Annotated in this window: 19 protein-coding genes and 1 pseudogene; 12 read left to right on the top strand and 8 right to left on the bottom strand. The window is 67.1% G+C overall.

Translation table 11 applies throughout. The features are described 5' to 3' along the window. Window positions 1-25: 25 nt before the first annotated feature. Window positions 26-1,933, top strand: a complete 1,908-nt coding sequence (locus ACP7AG_RS12435; protein WP_426031126.1) for a LysM peptidoglycan-binding domain-containing protein — start codon at window positions 26-28, stop codon at window positions 1,931-1,933. A gap of 146 nt (window positions 1,934-2,079) precedes the next feature. On the opposite strand, the gene ACP7AG_RS12430 is transcribed toward ACP7AG_RS12435, so the two are convergent. Together ACP7AG_RS12430 and ACP7AG_RS12425 are read right to left on the bottom strand one after the other, a co-directional pair. Continuing rightward, on the bottom strand, window positions 2,080-2,328 hold the full coding sequence (locus ACP7AG_RS12430; RefSeq protein ID WP_426031124.1) for a hypothetical protein: 249 nt from the start codon (window positions 2,326-2,328) through the stop codon (window positions 2,080-2,082). 17 nt (window positions 2,329-2,345) lie between these two features. Continuing rightward, a pseudogene (locus tag ACP7AG_RS12425) lies at window positions 2,346-3,268 on the bottom strand (ATP-binding protein). 153 nt (window positions 3,269-3,421) lie between these two features. On the opposite strand from ACP7AG_RS12425, the gene yajC reads away from it, so the two are divergent. From yajC to ACP7AG_RS12395, 6 genes are all read left to right on the top strand, one after another. Further along, entirely contained in the window at window positions 3,422-3,727 is a 306-nt protein-coding gene (yajC, locus tag ACP7AG_RS12420) for a preprotein translocase subunit YajC (RefSeq protein WP_426013326.1), read from the top strand. Between the two features lie 73 nt (window positions 3,728-3,800). Further along, window positions 3,801-5,402, top strand: coding sequence for a protein translocase subunit SecD (gene secD / locus ACP7AG_RS12415; RefSeq protein WP_426031122.1), 1,602 nt, complete (start codon window positions 3,801-3,803; stop codon window positions 5,400-5,402). Between the two features lie 9 nt (window positions 5,403-5,411). Then, window positions 5,412-6,362, top strand: coding sequence for a protein translocase subunit SecF (secF, locus tag ACP7AG_RS12410; RefSeq protein WP_426013323.1), 951 nt, complete (start codon window positions 5,412-5,414; stop codon window positions 6,360-6,362). Between the two features lie 2 nt (window positions 6,363-6,364). Continuing rightward, window positions 6,365-6,718, top strand: coding sequence for an Mth938-like domain-containing protein (locus tag ACP7AG_RS12405; protein ID WP_426031190.1), 354 nt, complete (start codon window positions 6,365-6,367; stop codon window positions 6,716-6,718). A 72-nt stretch (window positions 6,719-6,790) separates the two neighbouring features. After that, window positions 6,791-7,405, top strand: coding sequence for a urate hydroxylase PuuD (locus tag ACP7AG_RS12400; RefSeq protein WP_426031120.1), 615 nt, complete (start codon window positions 6,791-6,793; stop codon window positions 7,403-7,405). An 83-nt stretch (window positions 7,406-7,488) separates the two neighbouring features. Beyond that, on the top strand, window positions 7,489-8,217 hold the full coding sequence (locus tag ACP7AG_RS12395; RefSeq protein ID WP_426031118.1) for a squalene/phytoene synthase family protein: 729 nt from the start codon (window positions 7,489-7,491) through the stop codon (window positions 8,215-8,217). 117 nt (window positions 8,218-8,334) lie between these two features. On the opposite strand, the gene ACP7AG_RS12390 is transcribed toward ACP7AG_RS12395, so the two are convergent. Further along, window positions 8,335-10,419 (bottom strand): prolyl oligopeptidase family serine peptidase, encoded by a 2,085-nt coding sequence (locus tag ACP7AG_RS12390; RefSeq protein ID WP_426031116.1) that lies wholly within the window; start codon window positions 10,417-10,419, stop codon window positions 8,335-8,337. A gap of 291 nt (window positions 10,420-10,710) precedes the next feature. Here ACP7AG_RS12390 and lpxC point away from each other — a divergent pair, with 291 nt between their 5' ends. The 3 genes from lpxC (at window position 10,711) to recN (ending at window position 14,504) form a co-directional block, all read left to right on the top strand. Continuing rightward, window positions 10,711-11,607 (top strand): UDP-3-O-acyl-N-acetylglucosamine deacetylase, encoded by an 897-nt coding sequence (gene lpxC / locus ACP7AG_RS12385; RefSeq protein ID WP_426031114.1) that lies wholly within the window; start codon window positions 10,711-10,713, stop codon window positions 11,605-11,607. Between the two features lie 153 nt (window positions 11,608-11,760). Further along, window positions 11,761-12,726, top strand: coding sequence for an outer membrane protein assembly factor BamD (locus tag ACP7AG_RS12380; protein WP_426013316.1), 966 nt, complete (start codon window positions 11,761-11,763; stop codon window positions 12,724-12,726). Window positions 12,727-12,809: 83 nt separating this feature from the next. Continuing rightward, complete coding sequence (gene recN, locus ACP7AG_RS12375) at window positions 12,810-14,504, top strand: DNA repair protein RecN (protein WP_426031112.1); 1,695 nt, start codon at window positions 12,810-12,812, stop codon at window positions 14,502-14,504. 145 nt (window positions 14,505-14,649) lie between these two features. Here the strand turns inward: recN and ACP7AG_RS12370 are convergent, their stop codons facing one another. From ACP7AG_RS12370 to ACP7AG_RS12360, 3 genes are read right to left on the bottom strand one after another with little or no spacing between them, the layout of a single operon-like run. Beyond that, window positions 14,650-14,775, bottom strand: coding sequence for a hypothetical protein (locus ACP7AG_RS12370; protein WP_426013312.1), 126 nt, complete (start codon window positions 14,773-14,775; stop codon window positions 14,650-14,652). Window positions 14,776-14,792: 17 nt separating this feature from the next. After that, window positions 14,793-15,068 (bottom strand): hypothetical protein, encoded by a 276-nt coding sequence (locus ACP7AG_RS12365; RefSeq protein WP_426031110.1) that lies wholly within the window; start codon window positions 15,066-15,068, stop codon window positions 14,793-14,795. Window positions 15,069-15,124: 56 nt separating this feature from the next. Beyond that, on the bottom strand, window positions 15,125-15,307 hold the full coding sequence (locus ACP7AG_RS12360; RefSeq protein ID WP_426031108.1) for a hypothetical protein: 183 nt from the start codon (window positions 15,305-15,307) through the stop codon (window positions 15,125-15,127). A 114-nt stretch (window positions 15,308-15,421) separates the two neighbouring features. Here ACP7AG_RS12360 and ligA point away from each other — a divergent pair, with 114 nt between their 5' ends. Next, entirely contained in the window at window positions 15,422-17,767 is a 2,346-nt protein-coding gene (gene ligA / locus ACP7AG_RS12355) for an NAD-dependent DNA ligase LigA (protein ID WP_426031106.1), read from the top strand. An 86-nt stretch (window positions 17,768-17,853) separates the two neighbouring features. Continuing rightward, window positions 17,854-18,270, top strand: a complete 417-nt coding sequence (locus ACP7AG_RS12350) for a DUF2147 domain-containing protein (protein ID WP_426031104.1) — start codon at window positions 17,854-17,856, stop codon at window positions 18,268-18,270. Window positions 18,271-18,417: 147 nt separating this feature from the next. Here the strand turns inward: ACP7AG_RS12350 and ACP7AG_RS12345 are convergent, their stop codons facing one another. Together ACP7AG_RS12345 and ACP7AG_RS12340 are read right to left on the bottom strand one after the other, a co-directional pair. Next, a complete protein-coding gene (locus ACP7AG_RS12345) occupies window positions 18,418-20,229 on the bottom strand; it encodes a M24 family metallopeptidase (protein WP_426031102.1) in 1,812 nt (603 codons plus the stop codon). 45 nt (window positions 20,230-20,274) lie between these two features. Further along, window positions 20,275-20,697 carry a hypothetical protein gene (locus ACP7AG_RS12340; RefSeq protein WP_426031100.1) on the bottom strand — a complete coding sequence of 141 codons (423 nt, stop codon included), beginning with the start codon at window positions 20,695-20,697 and terminating at the stop codon, window positions 20,275-20,277. Window positions 20,698-20,758: the final 61 nt, after the last annotated feature.

Here is a 20,758-nt window from a genome sequence, read left to right as displayed (position 1 = left end):
AGCCTCGCGAGGCAAAGGAGAGGCTATGCGGCAGTTGTGGACGCGCGCGGCGGTGATCGCCCTGACGGCTGGAACCCTCGCGGCCTGCGAAAGCACGGGCGGGGCGCAGTATCCGGTTCGTGACAGCGACGGTCGCGCCACGCCCAATTTCCCGATTGTCCAGGCCCCGATCGCCAACCAGCAGCCCGAGGGCCCGACGCTGGCTCCCGGCCAGGACCAACCCTTGTCCGGCATGTCCGCCCCCTCGCCGAGCGTCGGGGTGTCCAGCCAGTCGCTGCCGCCCGTGCCGTCTTACCAAGCCCCCCAGCCGCCGCCCGTCGAATACCGGCCGGCCCCGACGGCTGCCCGTCCCGTGGTGATCACCACCGTAGGTGGCCCCGTCGTCGCGATTCATGGCCCGCCCAAGACCTACAAGGTCAAGGCCGGCGACAATATCGACGCCATCGCCCGCGGCCTCGACACCACCCGCGCGGATCTCGCCAAGGACAACGACCTCAAGTCGCCCTACCGCATCAGGCCCGGCCAAGTGCTGAAGGGGCCAGAGGGCAGGGACGTTAAGGCCTATCTGGTCCAGACCGGCGACACGATGTTCGCAATCGCCAAGCGTTTCTCGGTCACGGCCGCCGCCTTGGCCGACGAAAACGACCTGTCCTCCGGCGCCGCGATCAAGAAGGGCCAAAGGCTGCGCCTGCCGTCCGGCTACAAGGACAAGGGCCCGACCCGAACCACGGTGCTGCAGCCGGTCCCGCAAGGCGCGACCTCCACGCCCGGCCCGACCCGCGCGCCGGTCCAGACCAGTGCTCCGACCTATTCGCCTTCGGCCGCGACACCTTCGCGCATGACCGAAACCGTATCGGAGTCCGAGTCCGGGAGCGCGCCCGCTCGTTCGACCACGACCACCACGGTCAGCGTCACCGGGCCTGTCGTCGAGGTCGCCGGCCCGCGCCGCAGCTACACTGTCAAGTCGGGCGATGCGATCGACGCCATCGCCCGCGGCCTGGACACCACACGCGCCGACCTGGTCGAGGACAACAACCTCAAGCCGCCCTACCGCATCCAGCCCGGCCAGAAGCTCAAGGGCCCGGCGACCACGGCCAAGGCCTATGTCGCCAACAGCGGCGACACCCTGAGCAACATCGCCAAGCGCTTCAACGTCAAGCCGGCGGCCCTGGCCGACGAGAACGACATCAAGGTCGGCTCCACGATCAAGAAGGGTCAGAAGCTGCGCCTGCCGTCAGGCTACAAGGACAAGGGCCCGCTGAAGACCGTCGTGAAGACGGCCGCGCCCGCCGCGCCGCGTCCTGTTACGCCGCGCCCGGCCGCGCCTCCTCCGATCTATGTGCCTCCGGCCGCCGCCACGACCACCCCGCAGCCCTACATGCCTTCGGCCCCGCGCCCCTATACGCCATCGCCCTCGCAGAGCTATCCGCGCCCGAGCGCACCCGTCGCGGCTCAGCCGGTCACCCCGCCGCCGTCGTCGGGCCAGATCATCGGCAGCAGCCCGCCGCCGACCGAGGCCGAGATCACCGCCGCCGGTCGTGGACGCTTCGTCTGGCCGCTGCAGGGCGTGACGATCTCCGACTTCGGCCCCAAGGGGACTGGCCAGCGCAATGACGGCGTCAATATCCGCGCCGCCGCCGGCACGCCGGTTCGCGCCGCCGCCGCCGGCGAGGTGGTCTATGCCGGCAACCAGGTGCCGGGTTTCGGCAATCTCGTCCTGGTCAAGCACAGCGACGGCTGGGTCACGGCCTATGCCCACCTGTCGACCACCGAGGTCAAGATGCGCCAGCAGGTCTCGCAAGGCGCCACCCTGGGCGCGGTCGGCCAGACAGGCGGCGTTACAGAACCGCAGTTGCACTTCGAGGTCCGCTACGCCCCGACGCCCAAGGACAAGGCGCGGCCGGTGGATCCGGGCCTGGTTCTGCCGCGCTAAACCCTTCCTCCGCCTGTGGGGGAGGTGTCGGCGAAGCCGACGGAGGGGGGAGGGACTGGCCGTCGGCTACACGCGCCGAAGATCCTGAAACTCCCCCCACCGATCGCTGCGCGATCGCCTCCCCCACAGGGGGAGGAACGAGAGCCTCAATCCCCGCCGTTGCGCCACTTCCAGGGTTTGTCGCTCTTGCGCCACGCGATCCAGAGCAGAGGGATCGAAGGCGCGATGATCGCCGCAGCATAGGCCACAGGGTGGCTGACGCTGTAGGCCACGCCGAGCATCGAAATGGCCAGGATCAGGATAAGGAACACGGCCAGAACGGCCCAACCTTCCCAACTGACCGGCAGGCCAGCGCCGTAGCCGAACCGTTTGACGCGAAACCAGGACTTGCCCATGACGGTCTCCGAAGGGGTTACGCGGGCAAGTTTACACCCAGCTCCCCGGCCAGGTCACGAATGAACTGCCACGCGACGCGGCCCGAGCGCGCGCCGCGGAGTTGCGACCACTGCAGGGCGCGGCGGTCCAAATTCTCCACCTTCAGCCCGAAGCGCTCGGCGTAGCCCCGAATGGCCAGCAGATAGGTCGGCTGGTCCATAGGCGGAAAGCCGATCCACAGGCCGAAGCGGTCGGAGACGCTCATCTCCTCCTCGGCATTCTCGGCGGAGGCGATCGCGCCCTGGGCCTCGACATGGTCGCGCGGCATCAGGTGGCGGCGGTTGGAGGTGGCGACGAACAGCACGTTTTCCGGCGGACCGGCCACGCCGCCTTCCAGCGCCGACTTCAAGGCCTTGGCCGCCGCAGCCCCATCCTCGAACGACAGGTCGTCGCACAGAACGACGAAACGCTCCGACCGCGTGCGCAAGGCGTCGAACAGGGGGGGCAGGGCTGTGACCTCGTCGCGATCGACCTCGACCAGCTTCAAGGCCGGATATTCGGCGGCCAGCACCATAAAGGCGGCCTTGGTCAGCGAACTCTTGCCCGTGCCGCGCACGCCCCACAGCAAGACGTGGTTGCACGGCAGGCCCACGGCGAAGCGGCGCAGGTTCTCTACGAAGCGATCCTTCTGCCGTTCCACACCGATCAGCAGGTCCAGCGCCATCGGATAGTCGGGGGCCGGTACGAAGGCGTGCGTAGACCCCCCGGGGCCGCACACCCCCGCCGCGGGGGAGGGCCCCCGGCAGGGGGGGGGGGGGGGCCGTGCCCGCCGCGCCCCCGGCCCGCCGCGCCCCCCCCCCGCGGGGGGGCGCCCCCCCACGCCGGCATCGGTGCGGGCGGCGCCAGGCGCTCCAAGGCGTCGGCGATGCGGGCGAGAAGGGCTGTGGCGGCGTCATTCATGGCCTGCCTCCTAGACCCCCGAAGGCCCCTATAAAAGGGCCGTCGCCGAAACGTGAGCCGTCATTGCAAAAGAGGAGGTGAACGCATAGCTTCCGCCGACTTGGTCGACCCCCTATCTGAGCGGGACGCCAGCTAGACTTTCGTGGAGCCGATATGAACGACCCGAGCCAACTGATCCAAATGATTGGCATGCCCGTCATGCTGTTTGGGCTGTTCTACATCCTGATCCTCCGCCCGCAGCAGCAGCGCGCCAAGCAACACGCCGCCGCCATCGCCGCCGTGAAGCGTGGCGACAATGTCGTGCTGTCGAGCGGCATGCTGGGCAAGATTGTCCGGGTCGAAGACACCGAGGTCGGCGTCGAGATCGCGCAGGGCGTCACCGTCAAGGTCGTCAAGAGCATGATCACCGATATCCGCGCCAAGGGCGAACCGGCCCCGGCCAACGACCCCAAGAGCTGATACCCCTCCGCGCTGAATACGGGGCGCCGCCCACCACGAGACGCCTTTGGGCGTCGTCTAGAGCCTGTAATCCATGCTGACCCTCTCCCGCTGGAAAGTCACCGCCGTCATCCTGTCGGTGATTTTCGGCATCGTCTTTTCCTTGCCCAACATGCTGCCGCAGAGGACGCTCGACGCGCTACCGGGCTGGGTTCCGCATCAGAAGCTGAACCTCGGCCTCGACCTGCAGGGGGGGTCCTACCTGCTCTATGAGGTCGACACCGACGCTTTGCGCGCCGAACGCCTGACCAACATGGTCGAGGATGTGCGGACCGCCTTGCGCAACGAGCAGATCGCTTTCAGCGAGTTGGGCGAGTCGGGCGGGATCGTTCGAGTTCGCATCGCCGACCCGGCCAAGGCGGACGAGGCCGTCAGCCTGCTGCGCAAGCATGTTGGCGGACCCCTTCAAGGCGCGATCGGCGGCCGCGACACGACGATCAGCGACAAGGGCGACGGGCGACTGGAGCTCAGCTTCGTGGCCGAGGCCGCCAAGGCCGACGCCGCCAAGGCGGTGGAGCAGTCGATCGAGACGATTCGTCGCCGGATCGACTCCCTGGGCACCAAGGAACCGACCATCACCCGCCAGGGGACGGATCGGATCTCGATCCAGGCGGCGGGCGAAAGCGACCCTGATCGTCTGCGGGCGGTGATCGGTCAGACGGCCAAGCTGACCTTCCAGATGGTGGACGATTCGGTGACGCCGGAGGAGATCGCCTCGGGCCGCGTTCCGCCGGGCGTGGTGGTCCTGCCAGGCGCCGAGCCAGGCATGCCGCCGTTGGCCCTGGCCAAGCGGGCCCTGGTGACGGGCGAGGACCTTGTCGACGCCAGCCAGCAATTCGACGGTCAGAGCGGCGAGGCCGTGGTCGCCTTCCGCTTCGGCGGTCCGGGCGCCCGGAAGTTTGGCGACGCCACGGCGCGCAACATCGGTAAGCGCTTCGCCATCGTGCTGGACAACAAGTATATCTCGGCGCCGACCATCCAGAGCGCCATCACCGGCGGATCGGGCCAGATCACCGGCAGCTTCACGGCGGAAAGCGCCAATAACCTGGCTCTGCTGCTGCGGTCCGGCGCCCTGCCGGCCAAGCTGAACCTTGAGGAACAGCGCACCGTGGGGGCCGAGCTTGGCGCCGACGCCGTGCGGGCCGGCGCCATCTCGCTGGCCGTCGGCGCGGCGGCGATGTTCGTGTTCATCATTCTGGCCTATGGGCTGTTCGGGGTGTTCGCCGCCATCGCCCTGGTGGTCAACGTTCTGCTGATCATCGGCATCATGTCGATGACCCAGGCCACCCTGACCTTCCCCGGCATCGCCGGCCTGATCCTGACCCTGGCCGTCGCGGTCGACGCCAACGTGCTGATCTATGAGCGGATGCGCGATGAGGCGGCGGCGGGACGATCTCCCATGTCGGCGGCCGATACCGGATTCCGCCGGGCCATGGTCTCGATCATGGACGCCAACATCACCAGCCTGATCTCGGCCGGGATCATGTTCGGCTTCGGGTCCGGGCCCATCAAGGGCTTTGCCTGGACGCTGTCGATCGGCGTGTTCACCTCGGTGTTCACCGCCATCATCATTACTCAAGTGCTCATCGGTTGGTGGTTCAAGGTCACCAAGCCGAAGAAGCTGCCGATCGCGTAGGTCCACATCATGGCTTGGCCCCTCATCCGTCTGATTCCCCGCCAGACCCACTTCCGGTTCGTGAAGTGGGCTCCGGTCGCTGCGGCGATCTCCCTCCTGCTGATCGCCGGTTCCGGCGTGTCGTTCTTCACCCAGGGCCTGAACCTGGGCATCGACTTCAAGGGCGGCGTCGCCATGGAAGCGCGCATGCCCACGCCCATCTCGGGCGACGCACTGCGCAAGGTCGCCCGGGCGACCGGCGCGCACGACGTGCAGGTCCAGGACAACTTCGGCTCGCCCAACGCGGCGATGATTCGCTTCCTGCCCACCGAGGGCGGCAACGCCATGGCCGAGGCTAGCCGGGTCCAGAAGGCGATCATCGCGAAGTTTCCGGGCATGACCATGCCCGCCCCCAGCGTCATCGGCGCCAAGGTCTCGGGCGAGCTGCTTTTGGGTGGCTTCAAGGCCTTGGGCATCGCCCTGTTGCTGATGCTCGGCTACATCTGGTTCCGCTTCCAGCTGCAGTTCGGCCTTGGGGCCGTGGTCGCCGTGTTCCACGACATCCTTCTGACCCTGGGCCTGCTGTCGGTGCTCCAGATAGAGTTCTCGATGACCTCGATCGCCGCCCTGCTGACGGTCATCGGCTATTCCATGAACGAGAAGGTCATCACCTTCGACCGGCTCAAAGAAAACCTGCGCAAGTACAAGACCACGCCGTTGCGCGACATCATCGACCTGTCGGAGAACGAACGTCTGTCGCGGACGATCATCACCGGCTCCACGGCGCTTCTTGCGCTGGGCGGCACGATGGTGTTCGGCGGCCCGGTGCTGTTCCCCCTGGTCTTCACCATGACCTTCGGCATCATTATCGGCACCTATTCGTCGGTCTATATCGCCCTGCCGCTGATCCTGGTCTGGGGGGTGAAGCGCGGCGACGAGGAAGCCACGCCGATCAAGCTCGGCGCCGGCACGCGTCCCTGATGTTGCGGCAGCCGCCATCGGTCGACGCCTGGGGCGGCGGCGGCTTCCGCGTCTCCGGCGATTGGCGTCCAGGCTCGTTGCTGATCATCGACGATCAGCCCAAGCCCTGGACCGCCACCAGCCTGGAGGCCTTGACGCCCGACGACTTCGCCGAGGTGTTCGCGGCGGGCGGGGCGGTCGAGTTCGTGCTGCTGGGCTGCGGGCTGGTCAACGCCTTGCCGCCGCGCTCGGTGCGCGACGCCTTGAAGGCTGCAGGCCTGGGTCTGGAATTCATGAGCACCGAGGGCGCGGCCCGCACCTACAACGTCCTGGCCAGCGAAGGCCGTCGGCTGGCGGCGGCGCTGATCGCGGTCTAGGCGGCGCCTATTGCCGACACGGCGAACAGGCCTATACCTGAGGTTCAGGGCTGGAACTTCAGGGGGCTGAAAATGGCCGGACTTCTTTCGAACTTTCGCAACACCATCATCCTCAGCGTCATCCTCGCGCTGGTCATGGCGTTTGGCTTTGGGCACAGCCCGCACGGCTTCGACGACGCCTATTTCAGCGCCGTCTTCCGGGTGGTGCACGTGTTCTTCGGCATCCTGTGGATCGGGCTGCTCTACTATTTCAACTTCGTGCAGATCCGCGTGATGCCGCAGATCCCGGCCGAGCTGAAACCGGCAATCAGCAAGTATATCGCGCCCGAGGCGCTGTTCTGGTTCCGCTGGGCCGCCCTGGCCACCTGGGTGATGGGCGTGATCCTGGCTTATAGCCGCGGCTATCTAGGCGAGGCCGCGACGCTTGGCCTGTGGGGCGGCTATACGCCGGGCTCGGACATGGGCTTCGTCTTCATCGGCGTGGGCATGTGGCTAGCGACGATCATGTTCCTCAACGTCTGGGGCGTGATCTGGCCCAACCAGAAGCGCGCCCTCGGCATTGTCGTGGTCGATGACGCCGCCAAGGCCAAGGCCGCCAGGATGGCCATGCTGTTCTCGCGAATTAACACCCTGCTCAGCATCCCGATGCTGGTCTGCATGACCATGTACCAGACGCTGTTCGGTTGATCGGTTCGCCGCATCGCTTGGAGAGGGCCCGCCAGATCGGCGGGCCTTTTGCTTTTGGGCAATGCGGCGCATAAGCCGCGCCCATGACGATTTCCGAAACCGGTCCCGACACCGATCTCGACGACTTGGTGCGCCGCGTCGATCCCGACCGCTGGCTGGCCAGCCGATTCGTCGCGGACTCAAAGGCCCGCGCCGACGTTGTGGCGCTGTACGCCTTCAATTACGAACTGGCCCGTGTCGCCGGCGGGGTCACCAACGCCTTAATGGGCGAGATTCGGCTGACCTGGTGGCGCGAGGCCATGGACGAGGTCGCAGCCGGCCAGGCCCCTCGCAAACATCCCACGGTCGAAGCCGTGGTCGCTGCTGGCTATCCGTTGACGGCCCTGGCGGAGATGGCGCAAGCCCGGTTGACCGATCTGGACGCCGCGCCCTTCGAGGACGAGGGCCAAACCCTGGCCTATGTGGACGCCACGGCCGGGGCGGTCATGATGCTCAGCGCCTGGCGGCTGGATCCCAAGAGCGACCTTCACGCGGTCAAGAGCGCGGCCCGGGCCTACGGCTTGGCGGGGCTATGGCGGCTGAAGCAGGTGGGCGCTGGCAGACTGCCTTCGGACTGGACCCAGTCCGAGGTCCGCGGCCGGATCGCCGAAGCGCTGGCCAAGGCGCGCGGCGAGTTGAAGGCCCTGCCAGTGGCGGCGTTCCCGGCCGCCGCGCTGGCCGCGCTGGCGCAGGCCCAGACCGGCGGCCGGACGTTGGGCGTCCTGGAAACCCAGGCCCGTCTCACCTGGGCGGTGGCGACGGGCCGGGTCTGATCGCGGGCGCGGGCCGGAGCATTTCCCGACCTGACTGCGTCAGGCCGTGAGCTCTAATCTTTTGTTTTGACGCATTTTTCTTCACGCGAACCGGAACCACTTCGCTCGAAAAATGCTCTAGCGCGTCGTCTTGGTCCATTTGTCCAACCACTGCAGGACCTCGGCGTGCCATTGCACCGAGTTCTGGGCTTTCAGCACCCAGTGGTTTTCGTTGGGGAAGTAGAGCAGCTTGCTCGGAACGCCCTTGCGCTGCAGGGCGGTGAACGTCCCGATGCCTTCTTCCAAGGGCACGCGGAAGTCTTGGCCGCCCTGGACCACCATCGTGGGGACGCTCCATTGATCGACATGGTCGGCGGGATTGAACTTCGAATAGGTGGTGTTGGCCGCATAGGGCGGGCCGCCGTTTTCCCACTCGCTGAACCAAAGCTCCTCGGTCGAATAACCCATGAAGCGGCTGTCGAAGATGCCGTCGTGATTGACCAGGCATTTCCACGGCTCCTTCCACTGGCTCGCGATCCAGTTGACCATGAAGCCGCCGTACGAGCCGCCCAAGGCGCAGGCGCGGTCCTTGTCGAGAAAGCTGTACTTGCCGGTGACGAAGGCCCAGCCCTTCTGAAGGTCCTCCAGCGGCCGGTCGCCCCAATGCTGGCTGATGGCGTCGGTGAAGGCCTGGCCGTAGCCGGTCGAGCCGTGGAAATCGATCATCACGACGGCGTAGCCGGCCCCGGCATAAGTTTGGGCGTTCCAGCGATAGTGGAAGAGGTTGCCGAAGCTGCCCTGCGGCCCGCCGTGGATCAGGAAGGCGACGGGGTATGTCTTGGCCGGATCGAAATTGGCCGGCTTGACGACGTAGCCGTGCACGGTCTCGCCGTTCCAGCCGGGGAAGCTGAACTGCTCGGTCTCGCCCATGGCCACGCCGGCCAGGGCCTCGGCGTTGTTGTTGGTCAGCTTGATCGGCGCCTCGTCCTTCTTGGTGGTCGAGATCGCGTAGAGCTGGGCTGGACCCTTCAGATCGTCCTGGGCGTAAACCAGCGTGCCGCCACCAAGGCCGAAGGCGCTGACATGGCCCTCGCCGGTCAGGGCCATGACCCTGCCGGACTTCACGTCGACGGCGAACAGCTTGGTCTGACCCACGTCCTCGGCGGTCGTGTAGATCGTCTTGCCGTCCGCGCTCCAGGCGATCGACTGTGCCGAGCGATCCCAGGTCGGGCTCATCTCGCGAACCTTGTCGCCTTCACGAACCATGATCGCCATGCGATCGGCCTCGAACCCTGGACGCTTCATGGCCAGCCAAGCCGTCGTCTTGCCGTCCGGTGAGGCGGTGGGCTGGGAATCCATCGCCTCATTGGCTTCGGTTTCATTGATCGGAGCCGAGGCGCCAGTCAGCGGCGCCCGCCACAGGTCATAATTGGTGCTCCACGCCTCCTCGCGATCGGCGAGCTTGGCCGAGAACACCACCGACTTGCCGTCGGGCGTGATGGTGAAGTCCTCGTCGCCGCCGAACGGCTTGGTGGGCGTATCGCCGTTGAAGCCGTTCATCAGGGCGACGGGCGCGCCGGTCACTAGGTCCTGGTCGTCGAGCTTCAGGGCATAGAGATGGTTTTGAAGACCGTCCGCCCAGGTGTCCCAGTGACGGATGAACAGCTTGTCGTAGACCACGCCGGTGGTCTTGGCCGCGCCCTTGGCCGCAAGCTTGTCCTTGGTGCAGTCCAATGTGTCGCAGTCGGGGAACACGGCCTGCGAAATGACCAAGCTCTTGCCGTCGGGCGCGATCTTGAACACGCCAACGTCGAACGGGGCCTTGGTCACCTGGGTCGCGGCTTCGGCCGCCAGATCGGTGCGATAAACTTGGTCGAGGCCGTCTGTCCGTCCCGAGACGAAATAGATCGCCTTGCCGTCCGGCGACCAACGCCCGCTGGAGACGCCGCCGTCGGAGATAGCCAGCCGACGCGGGGCCATGCGCGCCTTCAGGTCGGCGATCCACAGCGACACCGACGCCTTGTTGGCCGCGTAGTCCATTGTCCGCACGCTGTAGAGGACATAGTGGCCGTCCGGCGACACCCGCGGGTCGCTGATCCGTTCAAGGTTGACCATGTCCTTGGCGGTGAAGCCCCGGGCCTGGGCCAAGGCGGCCGGCGCGACCGCGAAGGCCGCGAGCGAAAGGGCGAGGGCCGAGACGGCTGTACGCAAGGTCTTTGTCATCGAAGCAGTATCCACGAGGCTATGGCGCCGGAAGGTCGCGGAAGCCTAGCGAGAGCGTGCTCCCTAGGCCACACCTAACGCAGAACTTTACCGGGCCCCGCGCCAAGCGTTGCAATGCGGCGCGAAAGTGGCGGTGAAATGGCCAGAAAAGCCATGAAAAACAACTCGGTAAACAGGTAACAAACCGAAACAGGACTTGCTTTGCCGCGACGCAGCATTGTCCCTAAATGGTACGCGGGGCGAGAGGTGGTCGAAGAGCTGCTCCGTCGGTCAAGTTTTAAGGGTCTCGTTTTGTCGGCTTCGGCATATTTTCAGCATACGGTCGCTGGACCGGTGATCTTCGCGGGGGTGGGCCTGCATACGGGGTCGCATGTCCGCGTCGCCGTGCGCCCCGCGCCGGTCGATGCCGGGATCGTCTTCGTCCGCACCGATGTGCAGGACCGCGACAACCGCGTGCCGGTTAAGCCTGAAGCCGTTTGCCAGACTCAACTGGGCACTGTCATCAACAACGCCGCCGACGTGCGCGTCTCCACCATCGAGCACCTGATGGCCGCCTTGGCCGCCCTGGCCATCGACAACTGCATCGTCGAGTTGGATGGTCCGGAAGTGCCGATCATGGACGGGTCGTCCGAGCCCTTCATGCGGATCCTTGATCGCGCCGGTCGTCGCAAGCAGGAAGCCGCGCGTCGCTACATCGAGATCCTCCACGCCGTGGTGGTTCAGGACGGCGAAAAGCAGGCCAGCCTCTCGCCGTCTGATCGTTTCGAGGTCGCCTTCGAGATCGCCTTCGCCAGCAAGGCCATCGGCCGCCAGCGCGTCGACCTGACCATCGACGAGGAGTCGTTCCGCGCCGAGCTGTCCGACTGCCGCACCTTTGGCTTCGTCCGCGATGTTGAAGCGCTGCGCGCCATCGGCCTGGCCCGAGGCGGCTCGATGGAAAACGCCGTGGTCATCGACGGCGACCGGGTGCTCAATCCGGAAGGTCTGCGTCGTCCCGACGAGTTCGTGCGCCACAAGGCGCTGGACGCGGTGGGTGACCTCTATGTCTTGGGCGCGCCGATAATCGGCCGGTTCGAGGGCGTTCTCGCCGGTCATGGACTGAACAACGCGGTCGTACGCGCCTTGATGGCCAATCCGCGCGCCTGGCGTCTGCGGACCCATTCGGTGGAATTGGCAGAAGCCGTCTGACATTCCGAGCGCGGTCATCGCGCTTCGACCTGATTTGGTCAAAAAGTCGATGTCATTAGGGTTTGGGCGGATTCCTCGGGGGATGCGTCTTGGGGCGTATCCTTCTCACGGCTCGGCTTCCATTTGCGCCCGCATCGGCGTGGTGTAGAAGCCTTGCACGGCGCAGGAGCGCACGTTTGCTTCGAGGGTGAAAAGTCCGTGCTTCGTAATTTCTCGGGACGCCAGGCCGCTACCGTCGCGACCGCCCTGCTGGTCGCCCTGTCGGTCACCGCCTGCGCCGGCAAACACAAGAAGCCGACCCTGGCCTATGAAGAGCGCCCGGTGGAGCTGCTCTATTCGACGGGCGCCAATCGCCTGGACCGCGGCGCCTGGAACGAGGCCGTCGACTATTTCCGCGAGGTCGAGCGCCAGCACCCCTATTCGGAATGGTCGCGCCGCTCGATCCTGATGACCGGCTACGCCCACTACCAGGGCAACCAGTACAACGAAGCGATCTCGGACGCCGATCGCTTCATCGGCCTTTATCCGGGCAACCCGTCCGCCTCCTACGCCTATTATCTGAAGTCGATCTGCTATTTCGAGCAGGTCGTCGACGTCAATCGCGACCAAGCCGCCACAGAACAGGCCCTGGCCGCCCTGCGCGACGTGGTTCAGCGCTATCCCAACTCGGAATACGCCCAGGACGCCCGCCTGAAGATCGACATGGTCAACGACCAGTTGGCCGGTAAGGAAATGACCATCGGTCGCTACTACCTGCGCAACGGGCAGACCCTGGCCGCGATCGGGCGGTTCCGCACTGTCATCGATCGCCACCAGACCACCTCTCACACGCCCGAAGCCCTTTACCGGCTGGTCGAAAGCTACATGACCCTGGGCCTGCTGGACGAAGCCAAGCGCAATGGGGCGGTGCTGGGCTACAACTTCCCGGGCGATCCCTGGTACGCCGACGCCTACAAGCTGCTGAACAACGCTGGCCTCAAGCCCGCCGTCGAGCCGCTGAAGGCCGGTAACAAGAAGAACATGCTGGACCGCCTGACCCAGGACAAGGACGCCACCCTGGCCCCGCCCGGTGAGACCAAGTCCAAGAGGAGCGGCATCAAGGGCGTTCTCGGAATGTGATTTCAAGGGGCCGGTCCAGAGGATCGGCCCTTGTTTTCGAAACGTTCTTTCAAAAACCTTGATTCCCGGCGATCCTGCGCGACATGCTGATTGGCCTTTCCATCCGCGACGTCGTGCTCATCGAGAGCCTGGACCTGGCCATCGGGCCGGGCCTGACCGCCCTGACCGGTGAAACCGGCGCGGGCAAGTCGATTATTCTCGACGCCCTGGGCCTGGCGACCGGCGCCCGGGCCGACGCCGGGCTGTTGCGGCGCGGGGCCACGGGCCATGCCAGCGCCACCGCCATTTTCGCCCTGCCGGCCGACCACGCCGCTTTCGCCTATCTCGACGACAAGGGCCTGGACTATGCCCGCGACGAGGACTTGGTCCTGCGCCGCCAGCTATCGCCCGATGGTCGCAGTCGCGCCTTCGTCAACGATCAGGCCACCAGCGTTGGTGTGCTCAAGGACCTCGGCGCGCTGTTGCTTGAGGTTCATGGCCAGCACGAGACCGTCGGCCTGCTCGACCAGCGCACCCACCGAACCCTGCTCGACGCCTATGGCGTCGTGAGCCTCGGGACCGTCGCTGGAGCGTGGAGCGCCTGGCGGGCCGCTCGAGAGAAAGCCGCCGCCCTGCGCGACCTCGCCAACCGCGCCACGGTCGAGACCGAGGAACTGACCCTTCGCCTGTCGGAACTGGACCGTCTGGATCCGCGCGAAGGCGAGGAAGCTCAGTTGGCCGAGGAGCGGGCCCTGCTGGGCTCCGCCGAAAAGGCCCTGGCCGATATCGATGCGGCTCGCGACGCCCTGGGCGGCGACGCCCTGTCGGGCAGGCTGGCCGGCGCCTATCGTGCGTTGGAAAGGGCGCGTGAACGCGCGGTCCAGGCCGGCGCGCCCGCCGATGGTCCAGCCATGCTCCGGCTCACCGCCGCCTGCGAGGCGGTGGACCGCGCCTTGGTCGAGGCCCAGGAGGCCGCCGCCACCATCGACGCGGCCGCCGACAGCTTCGAGTTCCAGCCCGACCAGTTAGACAAGACCGAGGAGCGCCTGTTCGCCCTGCGCGGCATGGCCCGCAAGCTGAACCTGGCCGTTGAGCTGCTGCCCGCAGCCCGCGCCGACTTCGCCGCCCGCCTGCAAGCCATCGAGACCTCAAGCGAAGCGCTGAAGGCGGCCGAGGAAGAGGCCGCTGGCGCCCGCGACGCCTATCTCTATGCCGCCGAAGCGCTGTCGGCCGAGCGCCGCGCCGCCGGTGATCGCCTGGCCGCGTCTGTCGAGTCCGAGCTGGCGCCGCTGAAGTTGGAAAAGGCTCGGTTTCGGGTCGCGATCGAGACTCTAGACGAGCACCGCGCCGGTCCCGCCGGCATGGACCGCATCGCCTTCGAGATCTCCACCAATCCCGGCGCGCCGTTCGGACCGATGGAGGCCATCGCCTCCGGCGGCGAACTGGCGCGCTTCGCCCTGGCCCTGAAGGCCGCCCTCGCGGGTCGCGAGGGCTCTCAGCCGCTGATGATCTTCGACGAGGTCGATCAGGGCGTTGGCGGGGCCGTGGCCGACGCGGTGGGCCTGCGGCTCAAGCGCCTGGCGACCAATGCCCAGGTGCTGGTCGTCACCCATTCGGCCCAGGTCGCGGCCCGCGCCGACGCCCACTGGCGGATCGCCAAGTCGGGTGACGACACTGCGATCCGCACGCGGGTCGAACCGCTGTCGCCCGTCCAGCGTCAGGAAGAGATCGCCCGGATGCTGTCGGGCGCCGAGGTCACCGAGGCGGCGCGGGCGGCGGCGCGGGCGTTGATCGGCTAGTCAGGCCGGAGCAGCCTTTGCCTTTGGCGCGAGATCCTTGCGCGACCCGCCCTTGATCCACACCTGCAGCGGCGCGTCGACATAGGGCAATTTTCGAGCGAAGTGGTTCCGGTTCGCGTGAAGAAAAACGCGTCAAAACATAAGATTAGCGCTCGAACAGCCACGCGGCGGCGATGCAGGCGGGCAGGGCCATCGCCCAGACGAGCCAGAGCATCGCGTCGTCCAGGTCGAGTTTCGCGGCCACTGCGCGGGCGGCGCCGAACCAGATCACGGCGGCCAGCTGATTGGTCAGGAACGCCAGGCGGCCGGGAAGCCCGCATAGCAGACGATCAGCGCCGATAGCGTCGAGGTCGGCATGTTCCAGCCTGAGGTTCCTGGCATGAACCAAGCCTGGACCAGGAAGATCTGCGGTGGCAGCTTGCTCCATTGGAACCACCGCGGGTTCTGCGGCGCCAGGCCGATGGGCCCCGTTCCAAACACGAAGGCGGCGAGCAGGGCCAGCATGATCAGGTGCGCCGGCCAGATACGCAGGATGCGGCGCTCGAGAAACTCGCCGGTTCCCACCCCATGGTCCAGAACACGCTGACCGTAGGTCTTGGCCAGAACCTAGCCCGAAAGCATCAGAAAGAAGTCCGTCGCGAGATAGCCGCGTCCAAGGGCCGGATCGCAAACAGCGAAACCGGGGCTCGCTTGGCCACGTGATAGAGCACGATGAACAGCGCCGCGACGAACCGCAGGACGTCAAAGACGCCGCCACGAGACAAGCCCGCGTCGTTCTGGGACATCGTTGCGGGCTGGGTCATGCGGCGAGCTTCTGAGCGTCAGCGGCTAGGCTAAGCCGCCGGGGTTAAAGCTCCTCCCCCACAGGGGGAGGAGCGGCTAGTCTGCCGCCGTCTCAGCTTCCGCCGGATTCGCCCGTGTCCCAGATCGCCGTTGCCGACCTCACCGAAGCCCAGGCCGCCCTTGAGCTGGAGCGCCTGGCCGACGACCTGACCGGTCACGACCTGCGTTATCACCAGCAAGACGCCCCGACGATCACCGACGGAGAGTACGACGCCCTCAAACGCCGCAACCTCGACATCGAGGAACGCTTCCCGCATCTGATGCGCGACAATTCCCCGTCTCTCCGGGTCGGGGCGGCGCGGGCCGAGCAGTTTTCGCCGGTCGAGCACGGCGTGCCGATGCTCAGCCTCGACAACGCCTTCTCCAACGACGAGGCGGCGGAGTTCGACGCTCGCGTCCGGCGGTTCCTGCGGCTGACGAACGAGCCGGTGTTCTACACGGCCGAGCCGAAGATCGACGGACTGTCGGCCTCGCTGCGCTATGAAAAGGGCGTGCTGGTCCAAGGCGCGACGCGAGGCGACGGCCGGGTCGGCGAGGATGTCACGGCCAATCTGCGCACCATCGGCGACATCCCCCACAGGCTGAAGGGCGCCGGCTGGCCCGACATCATCGAGATCCGCGGTGAGGTCTATGTCGAGCTAGAGGCCTTCGCCGCCTTCAACGCCGCCGCGCTTGAGGCCGGCCAGCGCACCTACGCCAACCCCCGCAACTTCGCCGCCGGCTCGCTGCGCCAGATCGACCCGAAGATCAGCGCCCAGCGGCCGCTGCGGTTCTTCGCCTACGCCTGCGGTCTGGTCAGCGGCCCCTTCGCGGCCGGCCAGTGGGAGGCGCTGGGGACGCTGGAAGCCTGGGGATTCGTCACCACGGCCCCGCCGGCCAAGAAGGTCCAGGACGCCCAGGGGCTGCTCGACGCCTATGCCGCGTTCGAAGTGCTGCGCCCCAAGCTCGATTTCGATATCGACGGGGTGGTCTACAAGGTCGACGACCTGGAGCAGCAGCGGCGCCTGGGTTTTGTGTCACGCTCGCCCCGCTGGGCCGTCGCCCGCAAGTTTCCGGCCCAGCAGGCTCGCACGATCCTCGAGGCCATCGACCTGCAGGTCGGCCGCACCGGCGCGATCACGCCGGTGGCGCGGCTCAAGCCCGTGACCGTCGGCGGGGTCTCGGTCACTAACGCCACCCTGCATAACGCCGACGAGATCGCCCGCAAGGACGTGCGGATCGGCGACACGGTGATCCTGCAGCGGGCCGGCGACGTGATCCCGCAGATCGTCGGGCCGGTGCTGGAGGAACGTCCGGAGGGCGCCACGCCGTTCGAATTTCCGAGCCATTGCCCCTGTCCGCTGAGGACAGCGCTGGTCAAGGAGACCACCGCCTCGGGCGCCGAATCCGTGGTGCGCCGTTGCAGCGGTGAGTTCGCCTGCCCGTTCCAGCGCATCGAGCTCCTGCGCCACTTCGTGTCTCGCCGAGCCTTCGACATCGAGGGCCTGGGCGAGAAGCAGCTGGCCGCCTTCTTCGAGGACGGCTGGATCAAGGAGCCGGCCGACATCTTCCGGCTGGCCAAGGACGAGGAAAAGCTGGCCGTGCTGCGCGAGCGCGACGGCTATGGCGAAACCTCGGTCGCCAACCTGGTCAAGGGAATCGAGGCGCGACGCACCATTGGCCTCGATCGGGTCATCTACGGCCTGGGCATGCGCGACATCGGCGAGACCACCTCGACCGTGTTGGCCCGCAACTTCGACCGGTTCGAGCAGTTGCAAGCCGCAGCCGAGCGGGCAGCCGGGCAACTGCCGGGCGCGGTCTATCTGGAACTGGCCGGCGCGGCGGGGGTCGGTCCCAAGGCCCGCGACGAGCTGGTCGAGGCGGGCCGGGGCGGGCTGCGGGTCGATCCCTGGCCGCAAGCCGACAGTTTGGAGGTCAAGATCGGCCATGCCGTGCCAAAGCTCTCCAAGCCCGCCAAGGTCGCCTTGGCCGAGCGCTTTGGCAACTGGGAGGCCTTCGCCCAGGCCCTGGTTGAGGCCGCCGACGGCGCGCCGGGCGACGACTATCTCCAACTGGCGGCGATCGACGGGATCGGGCCGGTTGCGGCCCAGTCGATGGCCCGGTTCTTCGCCGAGGATCACAATCGCGAGAAGGTGGCCAATCTAATCGCCCAGCTCGACATCCAGGCCGTGGCCAAGCCGAAAACCGATACCGCCGTGGCCGGCAAGACGATCGTCTTCACCGGCGCCCTGGAGAAGATGACCCGCGACGAGGCCAAGGCCCAAGCCGAGGCGCTGGGCGCCAAGGTGGCCTCGTCGGTGTCGAAGAAGACCGACCTCGTGGTGGCCGGGCCAGGTGCGGGGTCGAAGCTGAAGACCGCCGGCGAATTGGGAATTCAGGTGATGACCGAGGACGAGTGGCTGGCGATGGTGACGGGGTAGGCGTCGCGCCTTCGCCTTTCAATTCATGGCCGGTTCAGGCGAACGCGCGTTAGAACAGGCTAACAATACTTGGGAGAGACGATCCTATGAAACTGCCCATCCTCGCTGCGGCCTTCGCCGTGGCCATCGCCGCCCCGGCTTTCGCGCAGGACGCCATCGGCCTGTGGCAAACCGAAACCAATGGCGGCCAGGTCGAGATCAGCCGCTGCGGCAACAGCCTGTGCGGCAAGCTGGTGACGTCAAACCACATCAAGGCCGATCCGACGATCAAGGACGTCAAGAACAAGGACGCCAGCCTGAAAGCCCGTCCGTTGAAGAACATGCAGATGCTGTACGACTTCACCGGCGGCCCGACCAGGTGGACCGGCGGCAAGGTCTACAACGCCGACGACGGCGGCACCTATTCGGGCACCATCACCCTGACCTCGCCTAATTCGCTGAAGCTGAAGGGCTGCATCGTGGCCCCGCTGTGCAAGACGCAGAAGTGGACGCGGATTAGGTAGTCAGCGGCTAGCCTATTCCTCCCCCTGTAAGGGAGGTGTCGCGCAGCCGACGGAGGGGGGAGTGTAAGGTGAGGTGGGTCTGCTCCCCCCACCGGCGCCTTCGCGCCGCCGCCCCCACAGGGCCCCACAGGGGGAGGACCCAAGCGCCTAAAGCGGCGCGCAGACCTCTTCCAGCCAGGCCCCGACCTCCGGCTCCACCAGCGGCCCGATCTCCCGAACCACCCGCGCGTGATAGGCGTCGAACTGGGCGATCTCCTCGGGGCTCAACAGTCTCCTGTCCACCAGCCGCCGGTCGATGGGGGCCAGAGTCAGAGCCTGGAAGCGGTGCATCGGGCGGTCGCCGTCGCCGACGGCTTCGGCGGGCATCACAACCTCGAGGTTCTCGATGCGGATGCCGTACTCACCGTCCTTGTAGTAGCCCGGCTCGTTGGAGACGATCATCCCGGGCTGCAACGCGATGGTGTTGGGAGCTTTGGAAATCCGGTGCGGACCTTCGTGGACGCCCAGATAGACCCCGACGCCGTGGCCAGTGCCGTGGTCGTAATCCAGGCCATGGCTCCAGAGCGCGGCGCGAGCGAAGGCGTCGATGGCCGAGCCGGTGGTGCCTGCCGGAAAGCGCAGGCGGGCGATGGCCAGGTGGCCTTTCAAAACGAGGGTGTTGCGGGTGATCATCTCCGCCGTCGGTTCGCCAATGGCGACCGTGCGGGTGACGTCGGTGGTGCCGTCCAGATACTGGCCGCCGCTGTCGACCAGCAGCAGCGAGCCCAGGGCGGCGCGCTCGTTTGAGCGCTCAGTCGGACGATAGTGCGGCAGGGCGCCATGGCCGTTGGCCGCGCCGATGGTGTCGAAGCTGAGGTCCTTCAGCAGACCCGTCGCCTCGCGGAAAGCTTCCAGCTTGGCGACGGCCTCCTTCTCGTCCGGCGGGTTGATCTGCCCTTCGGTGGCCAGCCAGTGCAGGAAGCGCGTCAACGCCGCGCCGTCGCGGCGGTGGGCCTTCTGCGTGCCGGCGATCTCGACGGCGTTCTTGCAGGCGCGGGGCAGGGTGCAGGGATCCATGGCGCGGACGACCGAGGCGCCGGCGGCGGCCAGGGTGTCGAAATACCAGGCCGAGGACTGGGCCGGGTCGACGACCACGGCCTTGCTGGACAGGTCGGCCAGGGCCCCGTCCAGGGCCTCGGATGGTTCTAGCGACACTTGGTTGCCCAGCCACGCCGACAGGCCTTCGGCGACCTTGGCCGGGTCTAGGAACAACCGCGCCGTGCCGTCGGCGCGGACCACCGCCTGGGCCAGGGGCAGGGGCGAGCGGATCACATCTCCGCCGCGAATGTTGAACAGCCAGGCGATCGAGGCCGGAGCGGTGATCACTGCGGCGTCGGCACCCAAGGCGGCGATGGCCCCGCCGATCCGGGCGCGCTTTGAGGCCGACTCCTCGCCGGCATAGTACACGGGCTGGGGGACGACGGGCGCGGCGGGTTGGGCCGGACGCTCAGCGCCCCAGGCCTGGTCGATGGGGTTGACCGACACGGGCTTGAGCGCCGCGCCGGCCTTGCTGGCGGCGGCCTTCAGCGCGTCGAGCGCCTGAGGGCTGTGCAGGCGGGCGTCGTATCCAATCACCGCGCCCTTGTGGACAGTTTCGAGATAGGCCGGGACGCCGCCCTCGACGAGGTCGCGAATCTCGAACACACCCTGGTCAACCTGGTCACGGACCTGAAGGGTGTAGCGTCCATCGACAAAGACGGCGGCGCGGTCGGCCATGATGACGCCAGCCCCAGCCGAACCGGTGAAACCGCTGGCCCAGGCCAGGCGGTCATTGGCGGTGGGCAGATATTCGTTCTGGTGCTCGTCCTCGTGGGGCACGAGGAAGCCGTCCAGGCCTTGCAGCGCCATGGCGGCGCGGATCAGTGGGACATGGCGGGGGCCGAAGCCCGGCTCGGTGGATTCATCGAAGGTCTGGCGCATGCCTTCGATTTAGTCCGACCCGGCCGGGCAGGGAAGAGCCAGCCGCTATTGGGCCGGTTGCGGGGCGGGCTGCTCGGCCATGGGGGCGACTGTCTCGTCGCGCGAAGCCGCAGCGCGGGCGGCGGCGTCCTGAGCCACCCGTGCGGCGTTGGCCGCCGTCACCTCGGTCGAGCGACGGGCGCTGTCGGCGGCGGCCGCGGCGTCGCGGGCCGCCTGTTGGGCGACCATCGTCGATTGGGCGGCGCCCACCTGGGCGCCTTCGATCTGGCCGACTGCGCGGCCCTGATCCTGAGCCTGGGCGATCTGATCCTGGGTGGGGGTGCGCGCTCCGATCGTCAACATGAAGGCCACAGCGATCACCGCCACGACGGCCACCACGCCGGCCACGAACCAGCCGGTCGCGCCACCCTCCCGGCGCACCACGACTTCGCGCGGCGGTAGCGGGGCGTTGGGGTCGATGTAGGTCATAAGGTTGCTCCTGGAACGTACGAGTGCCGCAGGAGAAACGTCAGGACCGTGAAGGACGTTC

The organism is Caulobacter sp. DWP3-1-3b2 (assembly GCF_049896325.1).
GTDB lineage: Bacteria > Pseudomonadota > Alphaproteobacteria > Caulobacterales > Caulobacteraceae > Caulobacter.
This window is presented reverse-complemented; position numbering and strand designations above follow the sequence as displayed.